Annotated in this window: 10 protein-coding genes, 1 tRNA gene and 1 CRISPR repeat array; of the genes, 3 read left to right on the top strand and 8 right to left on the bottom strand. The window is 51.0% G+C overall.

The genetic code is table 11. The features are described 5' to 3' along the window. Positions 1-25: 25 nt before the first annotated feature. The 3 genes from WBJ53_RS03875 to WBJ53_RS03865 all read right to left on the bottom strand — a co-directional run bounded on the left by WBJ53_RS03875 (position 26) and on the right by WBJ53_RS03865 (position 3,082). Entirely contained in the window at positions 26-235 is a 210-nt protein-coding gene (locus WBJ53_RS03875) for a 2-oxoisovalerate dehydrogenase (protein ID WP_338874737.1), read from the bottom strand. 258 nt (positions 236-493) lie between these two features. Then, the gene (locus WBJ53_RS03870; protein WP_338874736.1) at positions 494-1,801 is read right to left on the bottom strand and encodes a Gfo/Idh/MocA family oxidoreductase; all 1,308 of its coding nucleotides are present in this window, start codon (positions 1,799-1,801) and stop codon (positions 494-496) included. A gap of 78 nt (positions 1,802-1,879) precedes the next feature. Then, positions 1,880-3,082, bottom strand: coding sequence for a dipeptidase (locus WBJ53_RS03865; protein ID WP_338874735.1), 1,203 nt, complete (start codon positions 3,080-3,082; stop codon positions 1,880-1,882). Between the two features lie 190 nt (positions 3,083-3,272). Between WBJ53_RS03865 and ubiE the strand changes: the two genes are divergently transcribed. The 3 genes from ubiE to WBJ53_RS03850 all read left to right on the top strand — a co-directional run bounded on the left by ubiE (position 3,273) and on the right by WBJ53_RS03850 (position 4,911). Beyond that, positions 3,273-3,995: a bifunctional demethylmenaquinone methyltransferase/2-methoxy-6-polyprenyl-1,4-benzoquinol methylase UbiE gene (gene ubiE / locus WBJ53_RS03860; protein ID WP_338874734.1), complete on the top strand. Its 723-nt coding sequence runs from the start codon at positions 3,273-3,275 to the stop codon at positions 3,993-3,995. 14 nt (positions 3,996-4,009) lie between these two features. After that, on the top strand, positions 4,010-4,702 hold the full coding sequence (locus WBJ53_RS03855; protein WP_338877150.1) for an outer membrane beta-barrel protein: 693 nt from the start codon (positions 4,010-4,012) through the stop codon (positions 4,700-4,702). A 134-nt stretch (positions 4,703-4,836) separates the two neighbouring features. After that, positions 4,837-4,911: transfer RNA gene (locus WBJ53_RS03850), tRNA-Val, on the top strand. A 551-nt stretch (positions 4,912-5,462) separates the two neighbouring features. Here the strand turns inward: WBJ53_RS03850 and WBJ53_RS03845 are convergent. The 5 genes from WBJ53_RS03845 to cas7e form a co-directional block, all read right to left on the bottom strand. Then, positions 5,463-11,867 (bottom strand): putative Ig domain-containing protein, encoded by a 6,405-nt coding sequence (locus WBJ53_RS03845; protein ID WP_338874733.1) that lies wholly within the window; start codon positions 11,865-11,867, stop codon positions 5,463-5,465. Between the two features lie 170 nt (positions 11,868-12,037). Then, entirely contained in the window at positions 12,038-16,180 is a 4,143-nt protein-coding gene (locus WBJ53_RS03840) for an ATP-binding protein (protein ID WP_338874732.1), read from the bottom strand. Positions 16,181-16,489: 309 nt separating this feature from the next. Beyond that, positions 16,490-18,650: a CRISPR direct-repeat array (repeat unit 27 nt; unit sequence GTTCATCCCCACATGCGTGGGGAATAG). Between the two features lie 129 nt (positions 18,651-18,779). After that, a complete protein-coding gene (gene cas6e / locus WBJ53_RS03835) occupies positions 18,780-19,436 on the bottom strand; it encodes a type I-E CRISPR-associated protein Cas6/Cse3/CasE (protein WP_338874731.1) in 657 nt (218 codons plus the stop codon). Further along, positions 19,423-20,253, bottom strand: a complete 831-nt coding sequence (gene cas5e / locus WBJ53_RS03830; protein ID WP_338874730.1) for a type I-E CRISPR-associated protein Cas5/CasD — start codon at positions 20,251-20,253, stop codon at positions 19,423-19,425. The genes cas6e and cas5e overlap by 14 nt, the downstream gene beginning before the upstream one ends. Positions 20,254-20,264: 11 nt before the next feature. After that, positions 20,265-21,461 carry a type I-E CRISPR-associated protein Cas7/Cse4/CasC gene (gene cas7e / locus WBJ53_RS03825; RefSeq protein WP_338874729.1) on the bottom strand — a complete coding sequence of 399 codons (1,197 nt, stop codon included), beginning with the start codon at positions 21,459-21,461 and terminating at the stop codon, positions 20,265-20,267. Between the last annotated feature and the right edge of the window lie 6 nt (positions 21,462-21,467).

The raw sequence follows: 21,467 nt of genomic DNA, 5'->3' as shown, positions 1-21,467 counted from the left end.
CATATTTTTTTTTTCGGTCACTTTTCTATAGCAAGCTCAAAACTTCATCTTTCACGAAATGAAGGTGTGCAACTTTCGGCGCTTGTCCTTCTTCAAAATGACAGATTGTCGCTTCCTTAATATTAGCTTTAAGTTCGTCTAATGTATCGGCTTCGGTGATAATAGACTCACCGATAGCCGATGCAATATATCCGCCTTCTTCAGCTTCTTCAATCAGAAAAAATATCTCTTTCATTGAACTTCAGAGCGGGTGTCCGTGCGGCCCGATTCTAAAACAAAGATAACCAAAAACCTCATTACACCGCAGGGCTGTTAAGTGCTAATCCCGAAGGGATGAAAGGATTATAGTATAAAGGCATATTTTATCCATTTTAGCCCCGAAGGGGTGACATTCTTTCACCCCTTCGGGGCTAAAAACAGATTCTTACAGTCTCTTTTACTATAATCCTGACACGCCTTCGGCGTTGAAAAAGAGCACTTAACAGCCCTGCCATTATACCGGATACTGCCATTCGCCCCGATAGGCACGGCTCAGGAGTTTATTGGCATCAGAATCATTCACGATCTGGCTACCATCCCATTCCACGCTCCGGCCCAGTTTCATCGATAGCATACCCAACAGCGCCATGTTGGTGGAGCGGTGCCCAATTTCAATATCGCAGATAGGTGTTTTGTTGGTTTTGATACTATCGAGGAAATTAGTCCAAAGCTGCGCAATGTTCTGATCGTCGGGCTTGTTTAGTTGCGCATCCTGATGAATCACCGGCTTTTTCGGGTCGGAAGGGTAGAATGTCCAGCCGTCGAGCCAGCCCATATGGAACGTTCCTTCGGTACCGTAGAAATAAACCCCTACGGCTTGTTGAGGGTGCGTTTTTTCGGCAAAGTTACCGGCAAAGTTCCGCTGCTCCCAAATGGCCGTAAAGCCTTCAAATTCGTAGGTAGCAACCTGGTGGTCGGGCGCATCGGTGCTGTCGCGACGAATAGGCCGCCCACCAGTCGAGTACACTTTGCGTGGATGTTTCTCGTCGGTCCACCACAAAATCTGATCCAGCCAGTGAATGCCCCAGTCGCCCAGTGTACCATTGGCATAGTCCAGAAAATTACGCCAGCCGCGGGGGTGCATCGCCGGATTGTAGGCCCGTAATGGCGCGGGGCCGCACCACATATTCCAGTCCATTTCTTTGGGTGCTTCGCCATCGGGTGTTGGCTGTCCGGCCCCACCAGCATAGTAGACAAACGCCCGTGCCATCCCGATTTTTCCGGCTTTCCCCGATTTCAGAAACTCCATACCCGATACGTTATGGGGCGACACGCGCCGGTGCGTACCGACCTGACAGATACGTCCCGTTTGCCGAGCCGTTTTTACCATTGCCTTTCCTTCATTGATGGTATGGCTAATGGGCTTTTCTACATACACGTGCGCTCCGGCCTGCATCGCTGCAATGGCAATGAGCGGGTGCCAGTGGTCGGGCGTAGCGACGATAACGATTTCGGGCTTTTCGGTCGCCAGCATTTCCCGATAATCGCGATAGATTTTGGGTTTATCGGACGTCAGTTTGCTGAGTTCTTCGCTGGTTTTCTGAAGCTGACGCGTATCGACATCGCACAGCGCGACAATTTTCGACTCGCCCGCCTGAACAGCACAGCGAAGGATATTGCCCCCCCACCAACCAGCGCCAACCAGCGCCGTACGGTATTTCTGAGCAGGTTTACGCGTAATAAAAGCCCGAACCTGAGCAGGATCGGTAATCAGCGAAGCTCCGGCAAGAGCCGAGGTTTTCAGGAAGTCGGAACGGTTCATGCGAACGAATGTTGCTTTTTACAACAAAAGGGCACGAAGCCCTTTCTTTACCGTTCTTACTGGTCCATTTATCCAGGATTACTCCACCTTCGCCTGGCCCAATACACGCAGCAAATTACCGCCCCAGATCTTGGCAATGTCGGCTTCTGAGTAGTTCCGGCGGACCAGTTCGGCGGTCAGGTTTTCGATCTGGCTCACATCTTCCAGCCCATTAACGCCACCACCGCCGTCGAAATCAGAACCAATACCCACATGGTCGATACCGACCAGTTTGACAATATGATCGATGTGATCGGCAATGTCGGACAGGCTGGCCCGTTCAGAAGCATATACTTTTTCTACCGAATCGCTCTGCGCCTGAATGCGGGCTTCCATTTCAGGTGTCATCACCTTGCCAACCCGCGCCATCCGAATTTTGGTTTTAGCGGCCCGGTGTTCGTCCGACGGTTTTTTCAGGTAATCGCTCACAAAATTGACCTGCACAACGCCCCCTTTGGCCGCCAGCGCCTTAATCATATCGTCGGTCATGTTGCGTGGAAAATCGCAGATGGCCCGGCAGTTGGAGTGCGACGCAATCATGGGTGCTTTCGAGAGGGCCAGCGCATCATAAAACGTACTGTCGGCTACGTGCGACACATCGATCAGAATGCCGAGCCGGTTCATTTCGGCCACGACTTTTTTGCCAAAATCGCTAAGGCCGCCGTACATTGGCCCATCGGGATCGGTCGATGAGTCGCCGATTAGGTTGTTGGCAAAGTGTGTAAGGGTAATGTAGCGAGCGCCCAGGTCGTAGTATTTCTGAAGCATCGACAGATCGTCGCCCACCGGATAGCCATTTTCCATACCAACAAACACCGCCCGTTTTCCGGCTTTCTGAATCCGGTAGGCATCGGCTGGGGAGGTGGCCAGTTCGGCCAGGTTCGGATACTTTTTGAGAGCCTGGTGAATTAGGTCGAACTGATTCAGCGCATCACGTTTGGCATCGGCATGGCCTTCGGGCGTGCGCGGTCCCTGTGAGGTATAGACCGCAAAAAACATAGCATCCATTCCTCCCTGTTTCATCCGCGGAAAATCGATCTGCGACTGGTCGCGTTTGGTATCGTGCGCTACTCCCACATCGAATCCCTCTTTTTTCATCATAATAGGCGCATCGGCGTGGGTATCGAGCGTGAGTACACGCTGGTGGATTTTGTGGGCTTTTTTAGCCAGTTTATCGTCAATAGGCGGCTGTCCGGCCCATGAATGGATCGCCAGCAAAGCAGATACAAGAAGGGGAAGCATAACGGATTAGGTTGTATGAAATGAGTAGCACCAATTGGAAATCTACACATAACCAACTGAAATATCAAACTTTCGCCCAAAACGTACTGTTATCGCACTACCTTTGTAATGAGTGAATGAGCGAATGAGTGATTATTTGATGGCTAATCTATTCGCTCATTCACTCAATCACTCATTCGCTCATTGAAAGATGGCTGTTGTTCCTTATAAAGATAAAGATACCTCCAAGCGCGAGCAGATTGCCGAAATGTTCGATAGCATTTCGCCTAAATACGACCTGCTGAATCATGTTCTGAGCGGTGGCATAGACATTCTCTGGCGCAAACGGGCCATTCGGGAATTAAAACCATACGCGCCCAAAACGATTCTGGATATTGCCACCGGCACCGGCGATTTTGCGCTGGAAGCGCTTGCCCTGAACCCCGAAAAAATTGTTGGTGTCGACATCTCGGAAGGCATGCTCGCCGTTGGTCGGCAGAAGATGCAGCAACGCGGTGTCGACAATATTATTGAGATGCGGACGGGCGACTCAGAACGTTTACCTTTCGGAGACAATGAATTCGATGCTGTCATCGTTTCGTTTGGTGTACGTAACTTTGAGAATCTGCTGAAAGGTTTAACGGATATGAATCGGGTCATTCGTCCCGGTGGTGTCTGTGTGGTGTTGGAGTTTTCGAACCCGCGTCAGTTTCCTTTTAAGCAGCTATACAGCTTTTACTCCCGCACTATTCTGCCGCTTATTGGGCGCGTGGTGAGCAAAGATGCATCGGCCTATACATACCTGCCCGAATCGGTGCAGGCTTTCCCCGATGGATCTGACTTTCTGCGTATCTACGAAACGGCTGGATTTACCAAGACTAAATGGATACCCCTTACTTTCGGCATCGCATCGATCTACATAGGCCACAAATAACTAACCGAACGGCAATGCGGCTATTGGCGGGTTTGCTGCTGTTCTGCACACTGAGCACGCAAACGCAGGCGCAGGGCTACAAATATGTACGTAAGCACTTGGAGCGCTACGATGATAAAGAGCTTCACTACGGTTTCTTTTTTGCGGCTCCCATTACCCGATTCAGCGTCGGCTACAGTCCATCCTACCTAACCGCCGACTCAGCCTATCGCATTTATTCGCCCAACAAGGCCAGTTTTCGGGTTGGTTTTGTACTAAATGCCTTTCTCAACGACCGATTCGACCTTCGGCTGACTCCGGCCGTATCGCTCTATAGCCGGGAAGTTCACTACGATTATCCGGGCGGTAGCCAGCGTACCGAAACCCGCGAATCGACCTGGGTCGATTTACCACTTCTACTAAAATATAAATCCGAACGGCGCAATAACAGCCGGATGTATTTGCTGGCGGGTGGCTCATTCAGTATCGAAACAAATGTCCGACGGAAGGAACTTCAGGGTGCGAGTCGACTCAGTACGGGCAACATGGATCTGTCGGTTGAATACGGGATTGGCTTCGAGCAGTTTTTCGAATTTTTCAAGTTTGCGCCCGAACTTCGGTTTTCCCATGGTCTGCTGAACCTCTACCGGCCCACGTCGAATACGGCTGGTATTGGCATCAATCGACTAACGACACACTCAATAACCTTATATCTAAATTTTGAGTAGCTACTCACTACTGGCTATCAGCGGATTAGAAAAAAGTTTATTTTTTTTCATAGAAATGCTTGCATAAAGCCTCAAAACACCTCTATATTTGCACTCCCAAACGACAACAATCGGGCGGCAAAAAATAAAAACACGGGAGTTTAGCTCAGTTGGTTCAGAGCATCTGCCTTACAAGCAGAGGGTCGGGGGTTCGAATCCCTCAACTCCCACTAAAAAAATAAAACCTTTAAAACGATAAGTTTTGAAGGTTTTTTCACTTTACAGCCTTACTTACATTTGTAAATTCAACTGGGGATCAAGGTCAAAAGTTTGGAGAGCGTTGTATTTATCTAGGTTTGATTAAGGATCAAACCGACTCGCTTCGGAAAGCTTCTTGCCCTTAGTCGAATACCTCTTACCGGAGTTTATCCTGACTTATTACCAATTGACTCGTATCGAGCAATCAGCGGATACGAGTCATCTCTATTTAGAGGAGAAAACTATGAGGAGTTGGCTAAACCCAAAGGTGAGTTGCTTTCCAAAGATTTTCTACCCGAAATCAGAAAGTGTATAATAAAGTGCGTCAGGCTAGCAAATCATAACCTGACGCACTTTATTGTATATTCCCAAATTAGCAGGGCCCTAAACAGAAATTGATTGTCTAAAGGCTTCATCCTTACTATTACGTTCAGGAATTGGGTTGAGCACTAACTTGTTGCGAATTAAAAACGCCAGCCCTTTTCGGAGCCAGCGTTTTTTTCATTTATGCGTTGCGGTTCTATCAGGGTTTGAGCAGTTTGATCACCTGTTGCTGAGTACGTGTACTCACCTGGAGGATACACTGACTGGGTAATGAACCGGCCTCTAGCTTGATAAGCTCTACCTCGGTAGCCTGCCCGATGGAATGAGCTTGTAACTGCCGTCCTTTCAAATCAACCAGTTCGAGCTTCACTTGCTGGCCTCCTACACCTCGAATTTCTACTTCTACCGATGGACCAGCAATCGGATTGCCAAGCACCTTCACCTGCAAACCTGTACCTGACTCAGTGGCCGCCAGACGTGGGCTGCCACAGCCCGACAACCAGGTATAACTGAAACTAGCCTCCCCCACAGTACCCACCTGAGTGGCCTTCAGAGTGACCACTGGATTGTCGGTGTACAAATTCAGCGTGTAGGGGCCCGGTGCCGTAGTAGCCGCCAGTTCATTGACTACCTGGAAGTTGATAGGTTGCCCCGTCACACCGCCATATTGAGGCTGGAAGACTACTGATCGTAGACCGGCACTTACTACCACACAACTCAACGTCTGTACTCCCGTAATTACAAAGGCGTCTGAATCAGGCACAACCGTCAGGCTAAAACTGGTACTAGCCGAAAGACCACCCGGATCAGTTGCCGTTAGCACCACCGTTGATACCCCTGTCAGGCTTGGCGTACCGCTCAGGGTCATGCCCGCCAGGCTCAAACCCGAAGGAAGGCCACTAGCCGTTAAGGTCAGACTGTTAGGAGTTTCCTGATCGAGAAATGTATTGATCAGGTTCAGGCTGTAACTCATGCCCACCGTAGCCGTCTGACTGGCAACAGGACTGTTGATGCGGGGAGCCGTATTGTCCTGCCCCACGGAGGCACAGGCAGCCAGCCAGTTGTAGCTGAAACTGGCCACATCAGCACTGCCTGTCTGCGTAGCCTTAAGGACAATAATCGGATTGTCGCGGTAGAGTGTCAGCGAATAGGGGGCCGGGTCGGTGGTCGGTGCCAACTCATTGACTACCTCAAACGCAATCGGCTGGCCGTTCAATCCCACATACTGAGGGCTAAAATTGATATTGATCCGGTCAGCCACGGGGGTACAACTGTTGGTTGTAACCCCCGTAATGGCAAAGGGGTGGGTCGGGGGTGGTGTGGTCGTAACTGGTAGTATAGTGAGCAGAAAAGGACTGTTCGCCGAGAGATTGCCCGGATCGGTGGCTGTAACAGTGACCGAAAAAGGCGAGCCAACCGTAGTGGACGGCACCCCGCTCAGCGTAGCTCCTTCAAAGTGTAGGCCAGCCGGTAGGCCGCTGGCTGACAGGCGAAGGCTCAACGGAGTTTCGGTATCTGTGAAGGTCCCATCGGGAATCACAAAGGTAAAATAGGTATCCACTATAGCTGTCTGACTGGCAATAGGTGTGACCAGCCTTGGAGGAGTATTTGTAGCCTCAGAGGTCTGGCAAGCGGCCAGCCAGTTGTACATATAGCTGCTTTCGCTAGAGTTTCCCGATTGAATCGCCGTCAGGGTAATGGTCGGATTATCGGTATAGAGCTGTAGCGTATAAGGCCCTGACTCGGTGGTCGGAATCAGTTCATTGACCACCTGAAAGCTAATCGGTTGTCCATTAAGGCCCGAGTAACGTGGAGTAAAGCTGACGCTGAACCGATTGGGAACAATAGGCGTACAGCTCACGGTAGTCACAGCAGTAATAGCAAATGGGAGCGTCTCAACTGGGGTTGTCACCGACAGACTAAAGGCGTTTGACGTAAGGCTATTGCAGGTTCCGGTAACGACTACTGAATAGCTGCCCGCATCTGCCAGTTGAACATTGGTCAGGTTAAGAGTAGCCGAAGTCTGTCCTGTTACAGGACTACTCAGGTTGTCTTTATACCATTGATAGCTGGTTGGCTGACCACTCACCGAGACACCGGTCATTACCGCATTTCCGACTGTGGCGCTGGAAACCGAGGCCGGTTGCTGGACAATAGCGACGGTCTGATCAGGCTGTTTGTCAATGGTGACGCTGGCCGTGGCGGTACAACCACTACTGTTAGTCAGCGTCACCGAGTAGGTGGAAGCCGTGTTGACGGTGATCACCGGCGTAGCAGCTCCCGTGCTCCACAAAACACTGCCCGTACCCACCGCCGTTAAGCTCACCGATGAGCTGGCGCAGGTTAGCGTCGCACTCGATGGGGTAATGCTGACCGAGGGCGCATTCTGATCAGCCGATATCACTGCACTGGCCGTGGCGGTGCAACCACTACCGTTGGTCAAGGTCACCGAGTAAGTACCTGCTGCCGATACGGTGATAGCCGGGTTAGTTTCGCCCGTTGACCATAATACCGAACCAGTGCCGTTAGCCGTCAGGATTGCCGATGGATTGGCGCAGGTCAGCGTCGCGCTGGAAGGTGTAATGCTCACCGAAGCCGCTGTCACATCCTGATCCACGGTTGTGCTACTCGTACTTACACAGCCATTTCCATCACTCACGGTAACCGAATAGGTCCCAGGACTACTCACGGTGCGCATATTGCCACTACCCGGCACTGTCTGCCCACTGCCATTGGTGAAGCTATAGCTAGTCCCACCCGAAGCAGTCAGCGTTACGCTGGTCTGGGCGCATGTTAGCGGACCGTTGTTGATCAGGGTAGCTATCGGTAAGGCGTTCACGGTTAGGCTTGTGGTGGCCGTAACCCGTTGTCCTCCGCTGTTCACTGTTAACGTAAAGGTTTGCACACCCGACCCTAATGCTGTTAATACTACACTAAAAGCTGTGGCAGTAGTAGGACTTGGACTACCAATTGGAGGCCCACCATTCTCAAGCGACCAGCTATAGTCGCCAGCTATATTCCCTATCGTAGCCGTAAACGTGATGGGGCTACCGACACAAACCCGATTGGGTGCCACCGCAAAGCCCGTTATGGTGGGCGTAGCATCAGTTACCACCAGATTATAAGCGGTACTGGCTATCCCCACGCAGCCGTTGGCATCACTCACCTGCACCAGCACTGAGTAGCTGCCCGCCACCGTCGGTGTGCCATTCAGCACACCATTGTTTGACAGGCTCAAACTGGAGGGCAGGTTGCTGTTAACGACACTAAAGCTGTACGTTCCACTGCCACCACTGGCCGTAAAGGTCTGGCTGAACGCCTGACCTACCGTAGCCGTCTTAACAGCCGGGTTGGTTACTGCTAGTGTAGTGGGGTTGCCCTGATACTCGTAGGCACCCCGGTCGATCAAGCCACCATTATACTGACGGTCGTTACCGGCCAGATCCGTAGCCGGGCCGCTGACCGCGTTGTAAGCCTGGTTGCTGCCGGAGTTGATGGCCACTGAGCAGTCACGCAGTTGGGTAGAAGTGGTACTCACAAAGGGGGTCAGGGTGGTGGTGAGGTTGTTGCCCCCATCAATATAGCCCGTTACCGAGGGCTCAAAGAGACTGTAACTGATCGATAGGCTAGTTCCACCTGACAGCGCAACCGTGTTAGCCCCGCCGTTGTTGAACAGCGCTGAGTTGACCAGTTGAGCCGGTCCGCCATAATCGCTGTAGTAAGCTCCTCCCTGTGGAGACTGATTGCCCTGGAACGAACTGTTGGTAATTTGTAGGGAGTTGGCGGCATTGTAGATAGCCCCGCCCTGCTCAATAGCTACGTTGTTGACAAAGGAGCAATTGGTTACCTGATAATTGTCACTATAGAACAATACCGCTCCTCCATTGGTAGCCGTGTTGCTCACAAAGGAGGTGTTAATCAGGCTGGCCGAACCACCGTTGACTTCAATCGCCCCGCCCCCGTCTCCTCCTCCCCGGTTATTCTCAAAGATACAGTTGGTCAATTTAAGCGAAATTCCACCAAAAAAAACAGCTCCCCCCTCCTTTACGGCCGAGTTACCCGTAAATCGGCAATCAGCAGCTTCTAAACTGCTGTCTTGCCCATACACCGCTCCGCCTTCTTGCTCCGTAGAGGAATTATTAACAAATTGGCAACGAGTCAACTTGACAGCCCCCTGGCCGGAATGATAGATTACGCTACCTATTCCAGCCGTATTGTTTTCCAATAGGCAGTCAGTGAGTTCCAACTGTGTATTACCATTATCATAGAAAACCCCACCACCATTACCCGAGTTCTGGCGAAACGTGCTGTTACTGACCACTAACTTAACGTTATCGGTGCTATAAATAACCCCGGCATATTTTGTGTGTTTTTCAAATAAGCTCCCGGTGATCGTTATTGTTCCTGTTCCTAGATTGTAGATCGCCCCACCGTCAGTGGCTGTATTGAACGCAAAACGACAGTTAACGATTGTAAGACTACTGTTTTCATTGTAAATTGCTCCTCCCCAATTATTTCCATAATTATTAATGAAGAAGCAGTTGCGCACTGTTGGGCTAGCCTCTGCATTGCGCATCCCTCCTCCATAGAGAACAGATCCATCAGAGCCTCTTCCTCTAGTGATGATAAAGCCATCTAGTACAGCACTGGCAGTGAGACCCGGTCCATTGCTAATCACATGACCCGTGTTATCGCTATCCTCTCCAGAATCCCCCAATGTGCCAATGTCTCCCGAGAGGGTACTGCTGGACGGTTGGCCCGTGACGGGGTTGACCTCTGGCCGATCACTCAGTTGCCCTTCAGTACCCACAAAGCCTCCGTAGATCGCTACGCCCTCTTTCATCGAAAAGCTGATGGTGGGGTCAGTGCCGGTGGTGGGTTTGTAAAGGCCCTGCGCCACCCAGACCTGCGCCCCACAGGTGGCCGCCGTGTTGATGGCCGTTTGCAGGGCCGTGCCGCTGAAGGCATTGGTCCAACTGCTGCCATTCTGCAAACCCGCTCCGGCTTCGGTCACAAACACCACTGTGCCACAGGGAGGGGTTGGGTTCTGCACTTCCAGGGCACCCATGTCTACCCGACTACCCACAATACGAGGGTTGGCAGCCACATCGGTTTGGGGCAGGCTGGTGGCAGAGTAAGGTCCACTGGCTATAGTTACACTGGCGGGGTTACCGGCGTTAACGGCGGGCGAGGTGTTAGGCAGGCTGATATCGCTGGTCGAGACAAACGGCAAACTGGTAGCGGTCAGGTTGCCAGGGCCGCTGGTGTAGCCAGTGATGGCCTGGTCCAGTAGACTGTATTGAACCGTTGTTTCACTGGTAATAAAGCTACCCTCTTCTGTCTTAAAGGTGGCATTTCCTCCTGTATTCCACAGCACACAGTTGCTCAGTTCAACGTTGATAGGTGTACTGCTCTGATAACCGCTATTCTCTAGAATACCATCGGCCAGACTTAGGAACGAGCAGTTAAATAGGTTCGTCTGTATTTGTCCGGTCTGAATCTGATAATTTTCAATTTGTGGACCTGAGCTATTTGCAAACACACACCCCATAAACGTCACATTAGCTTTAGACCCAGACGTAACCCGCGTATAAACACTTCCGCTAGTATTACCTCCTCCCTGGTTGTTGAGAAATACGCAGTTGATAAAAACAGGGTTCAGTTCACCTCCACTATAACCTGCATTTAATACATAATTTCCACTATTAATCGGATTGAAATAATTGACGTAAACAAAGCCTGTGAACAACAGATTGCGAAATTGTGGACTACATACCATCCCATAACGTGTATCGGTGAAAGTACCACTAGAATTTGTAATAGCCCCCAACTGCTCGTTACTGCTGGCCTGCGTACCAATGATGACAACCCCATCCAGAATAGCTGTATTGGTGAGCGATGACGTATTGTTAATCAGATACATACTATTATTCGCCGAAGTACCATCACCATCGACGTCCGGCGACAACGTTGTCGAAGAGGGATTGCTTAAGGTAATGGCAGGGCGTTGACTTAGTTCAGTTTCGGTACCTTCGAAGCCACCGTAAATAGCTACGTCCGGCAGCATCGAAAAGGCATCGTTGACGTCACCCGACCTGGGTTTATACACGCCACGGGCAATCCAGATTTCGCGCAGGCTACCCACGCAGGGATATTTTAGCGCCGACTGTAAATCGGTAAAGGCATCCTGCCAGCTCAGACCCGTGTTGGCTCCGGTAGCGTTGGCCTTTACGTACAGCCGCGTTACGCCCGAAGCGAGTACGGTCAGGCTGGTCGTGGCGCTGTTCGACTGCCCAGCACTGGTTACTGTGAGGGTATACGACCGTACACCAGAGCCACCTCCTGGCAGCAGGCCGCTGAGCGTTGTGAGACTATCTGTGCTACCGATAATAATACTTTCGTTGGCAAGTACCCAATCATAACTACCAGAGAAATTACCAATAGTAGCCGTGAACGAAGCGGGGCTGCCTGAGCAAATGGTGCTGGAGGTAGCCGCAAATCCGGTAATAGTAGGTGTTTGAGCGAGGGTAAATCGGCCCGAAAGAACGAGCAACAACAGGCTGGTCAATCCGATGACGGATCGCAGGGAATAGATGTTTTTCATGCGTGAGTTGTCTAAGAAAGGTAGTTCGGACACCGCCCGTCAACCCCGCAACGAAATAGCCGCTTTGCTGCTGAATGCGCTAACGCTGAGGTCGCATCGTTTAACACTATGGTCGCATCGACATAAAAAAAGCCCGCTCCAGCGGGCAAGTAGACCTGTTTAGGAGGTTACTAAACAGGTCCTGACGGGCTTTTTCCATACTGGGATGGTGAAACGCCGTATCGTTCCTGAAATACTTTGGCGAAGTAAGACAAGCTTTCGAACCCAACGGCATACGCCACCTGGGTGACGGTTTGCGTTCCCTCTTTTAGCAGCTCGGCCGCAGATTGTAGCCGAATCTCCCGAATCCAGTCTGTTGGCGAGCTATTGGCAATCGCTTTCAGCTTCCGATGGAGCTGCGAACGGCTCAGATTGACCGCCTGAGCCAGTTCTTCCACACCGAAGGCTGAATTATCCAATTGCTGAAGTATAGTATTCGTTAACTGATCGATAAAGCGTTGCTCAATCGCGAGCAACGGTGGCATCGCTACCGGTGCTTTCTGATCGACCCGGTTGGAACTGAACCACTGGTAGAGCCGCTGCCGCTGCCGGATCAGATTCTGGACCCGTACCCGAATTTCGGCCTGATTAAACGGCTTGGTCAGGTAGTCGTCGGCACCCAGTTCGAAGCCCTCGATACGATCCTCTACCGTTGCTTTAGCCGTCAGCATCACAACCGGAATGTGGCTGGTCGCGTCCTGGCTCTTCAAGGCACGGCAAAAGCCAAAGCCATCGAGCCGGGGCATCATCAAATCGCAGATGATCAGATTGGGCAGGGTCGCCGTGGCTTTTTCCAAACCCTCCTGTCCGTCTTCCGCTTCGATGACCCGGTAGTCGGCAGCAAAAATGCTGCGGACATAAGCCCGGATGTCGGCATTGTCGTCAATAATGAGCAGAATAGGTTCGGAAGTAGGTTGCAGAACGGGATCGGCGACTGAGTCAGTTTTACCAGTAACTGATCCCGTTCTGCAACCTACTTCCGTTGGAGGGGTTAAGTCGGTGGGTGCAGCCGTGGCCTGTTTGTGCGGGTTGATCAACCTCGTTGGGTCTGAAACATTGATCAGGGGGAGCACAACGGCAAAGGTAGTGCCGACACCTTCATTACTGGATACGCTGATCGTACCGCCCAACACCTTAACCAGTTCATACACTAAGGCCAGTCCAATACCCGTGCCTTCATAAGCTCGGTTAGCCTTACCGTCTGCCTGATAGAACCGTTCGAAAATGTGGGGCAGATTTTCGGGAGAAATACCAATACCTGTATCCTCAATCGTACACTGCAACGTAGCTGCCTGACCAGTAATGAGGTAATGAACCCGCAACCTGACTTCGTTGCCGCTGGGTGTAAATTTAAAGGCATTGGCTAGTAGGTTTGTAACGATTTTTTCCAGCTTATCGCGGTCAAAATCGGCCAGGTAGTTTACGTCATCCTGCAGGAACCTAAACTGAATCTGGCGCCCCTCGGCCAGCGACGTAAACGAACTGGCTATTGTACGAAAAAAAGCAGCTATGTTACTCCGCTCAAGCTCAGGCCGAAGCTGTTCCGCTTCGAGCTTCGACAGATCAAGTAGCTGATTGATCAAGCCCAATAGCCGATTTGCATTCCGCTGGAGTATTGAAAAACGGCCGTCATGGCTATACTCCTGCGCCATCTGTTCAACCGGCCCCAGAATCAGCGTAAGCGGAGTACGGAATTCATGGGAAATATTAGCAAAAAACTTCGTTTTCAGTGCGTCGAGCTCAGCCAGCCGGCTCGCTTCTTTCTGCTCGAATCTAACCTGCTGCTGGAGTATGAACCGTTGTTTCTGGAAGCGGTACAATTGCCAGCCAACCAAGACGAAAATACCCAGATAAAGGACATAAGCCCACCAGGTCCGGTAAAAAGGCGGATGAATCTGGAGATGAAGTTCGACCGGTTTACTCCAGTTTAGCCCATCGGGCGAGCCCATCATGTGCAGGGTGTACTGACCACTGGGTAATTGTGCGTAATTGGCAAAGTGGTTCGTGCCAGCCTCTACCCAGGTCCGGTCAATACCCTCAAGCTGATAGCGAAAGCGATTCTTAGCGGGATTGGTGAAATTCATCACCGCAAACTCAAGCGTAATTAAATTCTGGTCATGAGCCAGATCGATATGCGTTATATTCTCGATACTCTGGGGTAAAATACCATCAGCCCCCCCAACGACTACAGGCTCATTATTGATTTTCAGACTGACCAGATGCGCTTGCGGAGGAGCCATCACCTTACCCACTACATCCTTCGCCCGAAAGATCGTTAGCCCATTAACGCCACCGAACAGCAGCATACCGGAAGCCGTTTTGAAGTAAGATCCGGTATTAAACTCATCATCCTGCAGGCCATCAGCTTTAGAATAGGTACGAAACGTGAAGGTTCGGGGATTAAACAGAGCCAGCCCCCGGTTGGTACTCATCCAAAGGTTGTTAAATTCATCGGTCAGGATACCATAGACCACTTTGTTGGGTAGCCCCTGCGCTTCGGTGAAGTGGCGAAACTGCCCCGACTGTTTATCCAGTCGTTCTAATCCCCCACCTTTAGTTCCGACCCACAGGTATCGGTTTGGCTGGTTCGGATCATCAACCATACTCGACACAACATCGTGGCTCAGACTCTGCCGCTCCAATATGTTATTTTTGTAAATAGCAAAGGCGGGTCTGGTCTGAACGTGGTCGGCCCTGACCAGACCTCTGGTCGTACCGATCCAGAGCGTACCGACCCGGTCGAAATATAGGGCCCCTACTTCTATGTCGGCTCCACGTTGGGGAAGCAGGTGTTTATAGCTAAATACGGCGAAGGTTTCCGTTTCAGGATCGAACCGCAGAAGTTTCCCATTGATAGCCCCCAGCCAGAGCTGGCCCTCCTGATCTTCTACCGTCTGATTGAGATACGTACCAAAGGCGGTTTGGGCAGGAAGCTTGTACGCCTTCAGTAATTGCCCGGTCGATGTGTACTTGAGTAGCTGATGTATTTTTTGGCTGTAATCGATACCCGACACCCATAGAAATCCGGTTTCACTCTGCATCAGATAGTTATGATGCAGATCATTTCCAGCGTTTGTTTTAGTCAGAAAGGGAACGAGCCCATTGCTGGCCTGGTCAAGCCGGGCATAATGCTGGAAGTGGCGGACATCTATGTGTCCTGCCTGGTCCTGCCAGAGATAGGTAAGGGAAATTTTCGGCAAAAAGACCCTGAACTGGTTGACCTTAGGATTGAACACCCGTATGCCATAGCCGAATGTTCCAAACCAGATCGAACCGGTCTGATCTTTCATCAATGTTGTCAGACCCATTGCGTCGGGCGGTATCGCCGTAAACATAGTTCGGGCCGTTAAGCTATCCTGCGCAAAAAGTTGTTCGGGCCTCATTAACCAAAGGTGTTGCTGGGTGGCCACCGCTACAGTAGATGCATCAAGAAATTCGACTAACGCCCCCGTCGCTTCACCAGGTAAACTGATGACTTTATGGATTCCCCGCTGCCAGCCATGAAGCTGATTTCGTTTTGTTGAAAACCAGTAGTCGCCCTGAGCGGCATCATCGCTTATATTCCACGCTTCTACGGCCAGCTTGACTGGGCGATTGTCAGGTCGCATGTCTCGCACCTGTCGCCAATTGAAAGAACACATACCGTAGGTGGTTCCAACAGTTGCTGTGCCATCAGGCCGAAACTGAATATGATGGGCGGAGGCAATAGTGGCCATACCTACCAGTGTAATGGAACTAAATCGAGCCTGACTGGTAAAATTGGCGCTATCCGGGAAACCGGTTTTCAGATAAGCGGGCAGGGTAATTCTGAACAGTTTGTCCTGATCCGTATTGACCCAAATGTTGCCATCCGGGTCTTCGGCCAGTAGCCGAACTTCGTGATTGCCTGCGTCGGGCGAATTATCATCCCGGATATCGATATGAAAGAATTTCCGGGTTCGGGCATCATACAAATTCAGCCCTTGACTGAGCGTGCCAATCCAGAGCCGCTGTTGTCGGTCAATCAACAAGGCCGAACAACTGTTGTCGGAGAGGCTATAGGGGTTGAACGGATCGTGGGTGAACACCGAAAAATTACGCCCGTCATAGCGATTAAGTCCGTCTTTGGTAGCGACCCAGATAAATCCTTTGCTGTCTTGTTTAAGATCATAAATCATCCCCTGCGATAGACCATCGGAAATGGTTAACGTTTGCCAGCCTTTGCCAATCGGATCAGTTGATTGGGCTAGTAGACACCACGGAATCAGAACGAAGAGTAAGTAAAGGATGCGCATTGACCGGCGAATTAGCCTTTAAAATACGTAAATTTGATCATATTCGATTTAATTCATTACGGTTAAACAGGGCTTTTTCATAAAAACGTATAACCACGTAGTAGTGGCATCTTAGTAGTGCTGGCCGGATCGAAGAAGACCTTGCAAAACCATCGATTCCAGATTACCTGTACACCAGTTTTCCGTCGAGCTTTCAGATCATACAACAGATTGGGGTCTGTGCTTTCGGTAACGGTGGTCAGTATGGTTCATTACTACCCGCGTGTGTGGACTATGGCCTGTACGTCGCCCGCTTTTACGGGAAATGCGGTTCATCCCCACATGCGTGGGGAATAGTATCCCAAAGACTCGATTTTATCGCGTATTAACGGTTCATCTCCACATGCGTGGGGAATAGTCCTTTAAACTGGCTTCATATTGGGCCAATTTCGGTTCATCCCCACATGCGTGGGGAATAGAACTCCACTCCGTCCTGCTGGCTTCGTTTTGTCGGTTCATCCCCACATGCGTGGGGAATAGCCATTCCACTTATCGTTTCTGATAGAAAATTTCGGTTCATCCCCACATGCGTGGGGAATAGGCATTGTATAAGACCGTATCCCTGCTCGGAGACGGTTCATCCCCACATGCGTGGGGAATAGTTAGTAGTCTTTATCGAACGATTCGCGGAAGGCGGTTCATCCCCACATGCGTGGGGAATAGTTGATGGCGTAATCGTAATCATACACCCCGTTCGGTTCATCCCCACATGCGTGGGGAATAGAGCCCACGTATCGAAAGCATTTCCCTATACTGCGGTTCATCCCCACATGCGTGGGGAATAGGTAAGGCGTAGGTCACTGTTAACACGTGCATCCGGTTCATCCCCACATGCGTGGGGAATAGACCAGCATCGAGCTTGTTGTTTGCATAGCCGCCGGTTCATCCCCACATGCGTGGGGAATAGTTTGTGTCGAAAAGAAATGATTAAGCCGGTTCCGGTTCATCCCCACATGCGTGGGGAATAGAGTTTACTGGTTAGTTTGCCCAAAGGCCAATACGGTTCATCCCCACATGCGTGGGGAATAGGCAGTATTGAGAAATTTGGATCTGGCACGTCTCGGTTCATCCCCACATGCGTGGGGAATAGACTAGATAGGCCTTTTAAAATAAAAGATTTATCGTTCATCCCCACATGCGTGGGGAATAGATAAATTCAGCAAAACGCTCCATGCAGCAATCCCGTTCATCCCCACATGCGTGGGGAATAGTTTTTTCGCAATGTTTACATAATGGTTTTTGTCCGTTCATCCCCACATGCGTGGGGAATAGTGGCAGTACTAAGGTCCTATCTGCCTTGTTAACCGTTCATCCCCACATGCGTGGGGAATAGTTATGGTGATAGTTATAACAATAATTATCCAGCCGTTCATCCCCACATGCGTGGGGAATAGCCTTCCGAAGTGTAACTTCGCTCAAAACCGGTACGTTCATCCCCACATGCGTGGGGAATAGTATTTGGATCTGGACGCAGTTCCAACAATTACCCGTTCATCCCCACATGCGTGGGGAATAGAGCTTCAGGAAACATCGTGCCCAAATCGATCTCCGTTCATCCCCACATGCGTGGGGAATAGGGTCTGACCATACGTTGCATGTTTAAAATAGACCGTTCATCCCCACATGCGTGGGGAATAGATCGGCCTGCACAACACAGCTATCAAAATTACCCGTTCATCCCCACATGCGTGGGGAATAGTCGGTGTAAGCCTGATGCAACGTTGCATCTTCCCGTTCATCCCCACATGCGTGGGGAATAGTCCGTTGCATTGACAGTATAAAAATACGTATACGGTTCATCCCCACATGCGTGGGGAATAGGAAGCGTTTCCCCGCTTCGTCACAAGCCAGATCGGTTCATCCCCACATGCGTGGGGAATAGAGTGACGGCCGCCATAGGATCTACTTCCACTACGGTTCATCCCCACATGCGTGGGGAATAGTCGGATTTGACTTTTTTTGCGCCTTCCTGGCCCGGTTCATCCCCACATGCGTGGGGAATAGTGGTTAGTTTCTTACTTTTAGGAAGTGCCAAACGGTTCATCCCCACATGCGTGGGGAATAGAATCTATTTATATGAAACACCCACTACTCGCCCGGTTCATCCCCACATGCGTGGGGAATAGGATTTCGGTGCCATCCTGTTCGGTTACCTTAACGGTTCATCCCCACATGCGTGGGGAATAGTTTTTGCCCAAGCTCTTTTTGGGTTAGTCCAGCGGTTCATCCCCACATGCGTGGGGAATAGGTTGCCAGTTGTCCGACTGCATTGCGGGCTGACGGTTCATCCCCACATGCGTGGGGAATAGCGATACGAGCAGCAGCATGGGCATTCGCTACCCGGTTCATCCCCACATGCGTGGGGAATAGGCTGAATAATCGAATGGCTTATCGGTTGAGGTCGGTTCATCCCCACATGCGTGGGGAATAGACTGAAAATTTTCGCAATAATGCGGTTTTTGCAGATCAAAGAGCATTGATGTCATGACGCAGACATGGGCATACGAAACCAGCCACCACGATGATATTCATACGGGATGGCTGGTTTGATTGAGGTATCTTATTGGGGTCTTGCTACCGAAAGAAGGCCAAAACCAAATGCCTTGGCTGGGCCAATACCACTCGCCAACGCCTGGCTCATTAGTTCAGGTTGGGTTACCTGCAAAAGACCGTCGAAACGCACTCCATAAAGCGGAATCGAATTTTTACTCCGACTTCGGCGGTCGGCACCCAGCCAGAAATCATCGGTGGTTGCATACAAAACCTGAAAGCCATGCTGCTCTCCTTTTCGACGTAGCCAGGCCCCGACAGGTGTTGTACCGTCGTCATGTTCGGTGTTGGTCAGAGCAACTCTACGGCCCTGATCTTTACCAGCACGTTTCTCCTTTTTGGTCGGATTAGCTACCAATCGAAACGCCAGCGTTTGCCCTACCGAAAAAGCAGGCGATATACGTTTCACCAAAGGTTTGTCCAGAAAGTACACTTCGGGCAACTCGTTCCAGTCTGGCTCAGTCTGCGACTGAACCAGTACCGTTGGCAGGGCTGCACTGTATCCGATTGATTCCAGCCGAAACAAAACGTCGTGTTGAGCACGGTAGTCAACGCCCGATTCGGTTCTGAACGCATGAGACAATGTCCGGTGCAGTTCATAGGGGGCACTCACGTCGCGCAGGGCTTCCCGGCAACGTGGATTTAGGGTTAGTTTAGACAGGTACATGGTCGTGGTTAATGGTATAGATCTGTACATCACGAGGAGAAAATCGCCGGGGCTCGAAGGAAAGCGGCACATCGGCACGCTGTACCTGCCGAACAGGTGTAAGCGTAAGTCCATTGACGACGGGAGAAGAGCCACCTACATCGGCTATATACCGAAGGGCAGGCATTTCCGGCACAGAACTATCGCCCGATGGCCCCTTAAGCTTCTTTGCACGCTGGCTTAGGGTTAGCCAGGCTACATCCTGGGCAGTTAGTAATGCCTGCGCCAGTGGCAGATTGACCACACTTGTCTGGGCTGGTTGTTCCGAAGTCGAATCAGTAGCATACCGAATGGGCAAACTCGGCAAAAATGCCTTTCTCCCTAGTCGCAAAGGCCAAAACGGGCGGCTCAGGGCATCGTCCAGTGCCTGTAAAAGAGCTTCGTCGTCACTCTCCAAACCCACCAGAAAATAGGCATCAGCAAGGTAATAGCGTTCGGAAAGGACAGTTTGTTGCAGGTCGCCTTCCGGTATGGGTTTGCCAGGCCTTAGTTTGGCTTTGGCTCGTAACACATTCTGGGCCGTATGGTAGTCGCGCCGAACTACGCCTTCCTGCACAACCCGTACCCCAAAATGCAGTGCCGACAGGTCGGCTAGGGTATGGGTTTGCCCGGCTATAAGATGAGTCTGTGCGGCCCTGTCCCAACCGAGAGCCGCGCATAGCAGCCCAATTACGCCACTTTTGGATGGCTCAGTTAGGGTTTCGCGAATGCCAAATCGGCTGCTGACTCCCCACGACTGCATAGGCCCGGCCAGCCGCATCAATAACGTATGTGACATAAACAGACGAATTAGGCGTTGATGGCCTCGTTAAGCGATTGAATCAGCAACGGAACATCTTCCTGTACCGAAACACCTGCCCCCTCAAGTACTTTCACGGCAGCATCGGCATCGTCAAGCAATACACAGGAGGCTGTACCATTGAGTCCATACATCTTTTTGAGTTTGGTGTAATGCTGGCTCAGAGCATCGATTGCCCGCTCAGTCAGGCTTTGGTCTTTTGAGGGCTGAATGGGTTTTTCAAAAGCATTAGCCAGCGACACCGGCTGGCCACTTTCCCGAACAATGACCATAATAAAAGCAGGTAACGAATGAGCGGCAAAGGTGTTTTGCTTCCCGGACGGACGCGCCTGAATAAATGCTTCGGCAAACGCAATTACGCCTTCGCGGGCGGCAGCGGCATCTCCTCCCAAATTGCCGACCAATTTATCCCAGTCCACGCAGGCAAAGCGGTAGAAACACGATGAGGCAAAACCTACGGTACCAATCATTCCGGCTCCGGCATTGTCTTCTGGCTGGAGGTCGTCAACGGCCGTAAAGTAATCGAACTCCATATTCATGCGATTAACCGAAAGGGCATGGCTCACCTGACAGGCTGCATCAATGTTTTCGGTGGGACTATCGGCCAGCATCCGGCCAAACAGGGCTACATCTACCGACCGCACGTGTTTGGGATACGTTTTCTTGTATTGGTCAGCCAGAGCTGTAAATGGTTTGGCGGCTTCGTCGATTTCTTTTTGCTTCGCGTCTTTCTCTTTCTTCTGAAGTGTAGCATGTGCGGTTCGGAGCGTAGCAATTTTTTCGGCTACGGCAGCTATTTCTTCACCGGCTTCCAGCAATAACGTAGCGGAACGTTGCAACTCCTCTGCACCGATATACAGCAAATAATCAGTCATGCCTTTATCGTTTACGCCGTAAAGAGCCTCAAAAAACTCTTCAGCCATTGCTTTGGCCCGTGCTTCGGTTTGGTCACCCCGTACAAGCAACTTAGCCACTTCGATAGGTGCCCGCTTGGTGCGTTTACCAAGCCGGTCATGCATCAATGTCTCAAATACTTCCGACGTTCGCACCGAACGTTTCAGACATTGCGACGAAATACGTTGCCGCCGATAGCCGCCAAAGTCGCAGTCTTTGGGTGCTCCGCTGTCGTCGCGGTTCAGGTTCGAGGGCGGAAAGTTTTGAAGGATGTGAAATTCAATGGTTTTCATAGAAAG

The sequence above is a fragment of the Spirosoma sp. SC4-14 genome (assembly GCF_037201965.1).
In the GTDB taxonomy this organism is placed as follows: Bacteria; Bacteroidota; Bacteroidia; order Cytophagales; family Spirosomataceae; genus Spirosoma.
Note: the sequence above shows the minus strand (reverse complement) of the source record. Positions and strands in the feature narration are given on the sequence as shown.

Coding starts and splice junctions, on each gene's coding strand:
- WBJ53_RS03875 (WP_338874737.1), bottom strand. CDS start 235: ATGAAAGAGATATTTTTTCTGATTGAAGAAGCTGAAGAAGGCGGATAT.
- WBJ53_RS03855 (WP_338877150.1), top strand. CDS start 4,010: ATGCGGCTATTGGCGGGTTTGCTGCTGTTCTGCACACTGAGCACGCAA.
- WBJ53_RS03870 (WP_338874736.1), bottom strand. CDS start 1,801: ATGAACCGTTCCGACTTCCTGAAAACCTCGGCTCTTGCCGGAGCTTCG.
- cas5e (WP_338874730.1), bottom strand. CDS start 20,253: ATGTCACATACGTTATTGATGCGGCTGGCCGGGCCTATGCAGTCGTGG.
- WBJ53_RS03865 (WP_338874735.1), bottom strand. CDS start 3,082: ATGCTTCCCCTTCTTGTATCTGCTTTGCTGGCGATCCATTCATGGGCC.
- ubiE (WP_338874734.1), top strand. CDS start 3,273: ATGGCTGTTGTTCCTTATAAAGATAAAGATACCTCCAAGCGCGAGCAG.
- WBJ53_RS03840 (WP_338874732.1), bottom strand. CDS start 16,180: ATGCGCATCCTTTACTTACTCTTCGTTCTGATTCCGTGGTGTCTACTA.
- WBJ53_RS03845 (WP_338874733.1), bottom strand. CDS start 11,867: ATGAAAAACATCTATTCCCTGCGATCCGTCATCGGATTGACCAGCCTG.
- cas6e (WP_338874731.1), bottom strand. CDS start 19,436: ATGTACCTGTCTAAACTAACCCTAAATCCACGTTGCCGGGAAGCCCTG.
- cas7e (WP_338874729.1), bottom strand. CDS start 21,461: ATGAAAACCATTGAATTTCACATCCTTCAAAACTTTCCGCCCTCGAAC.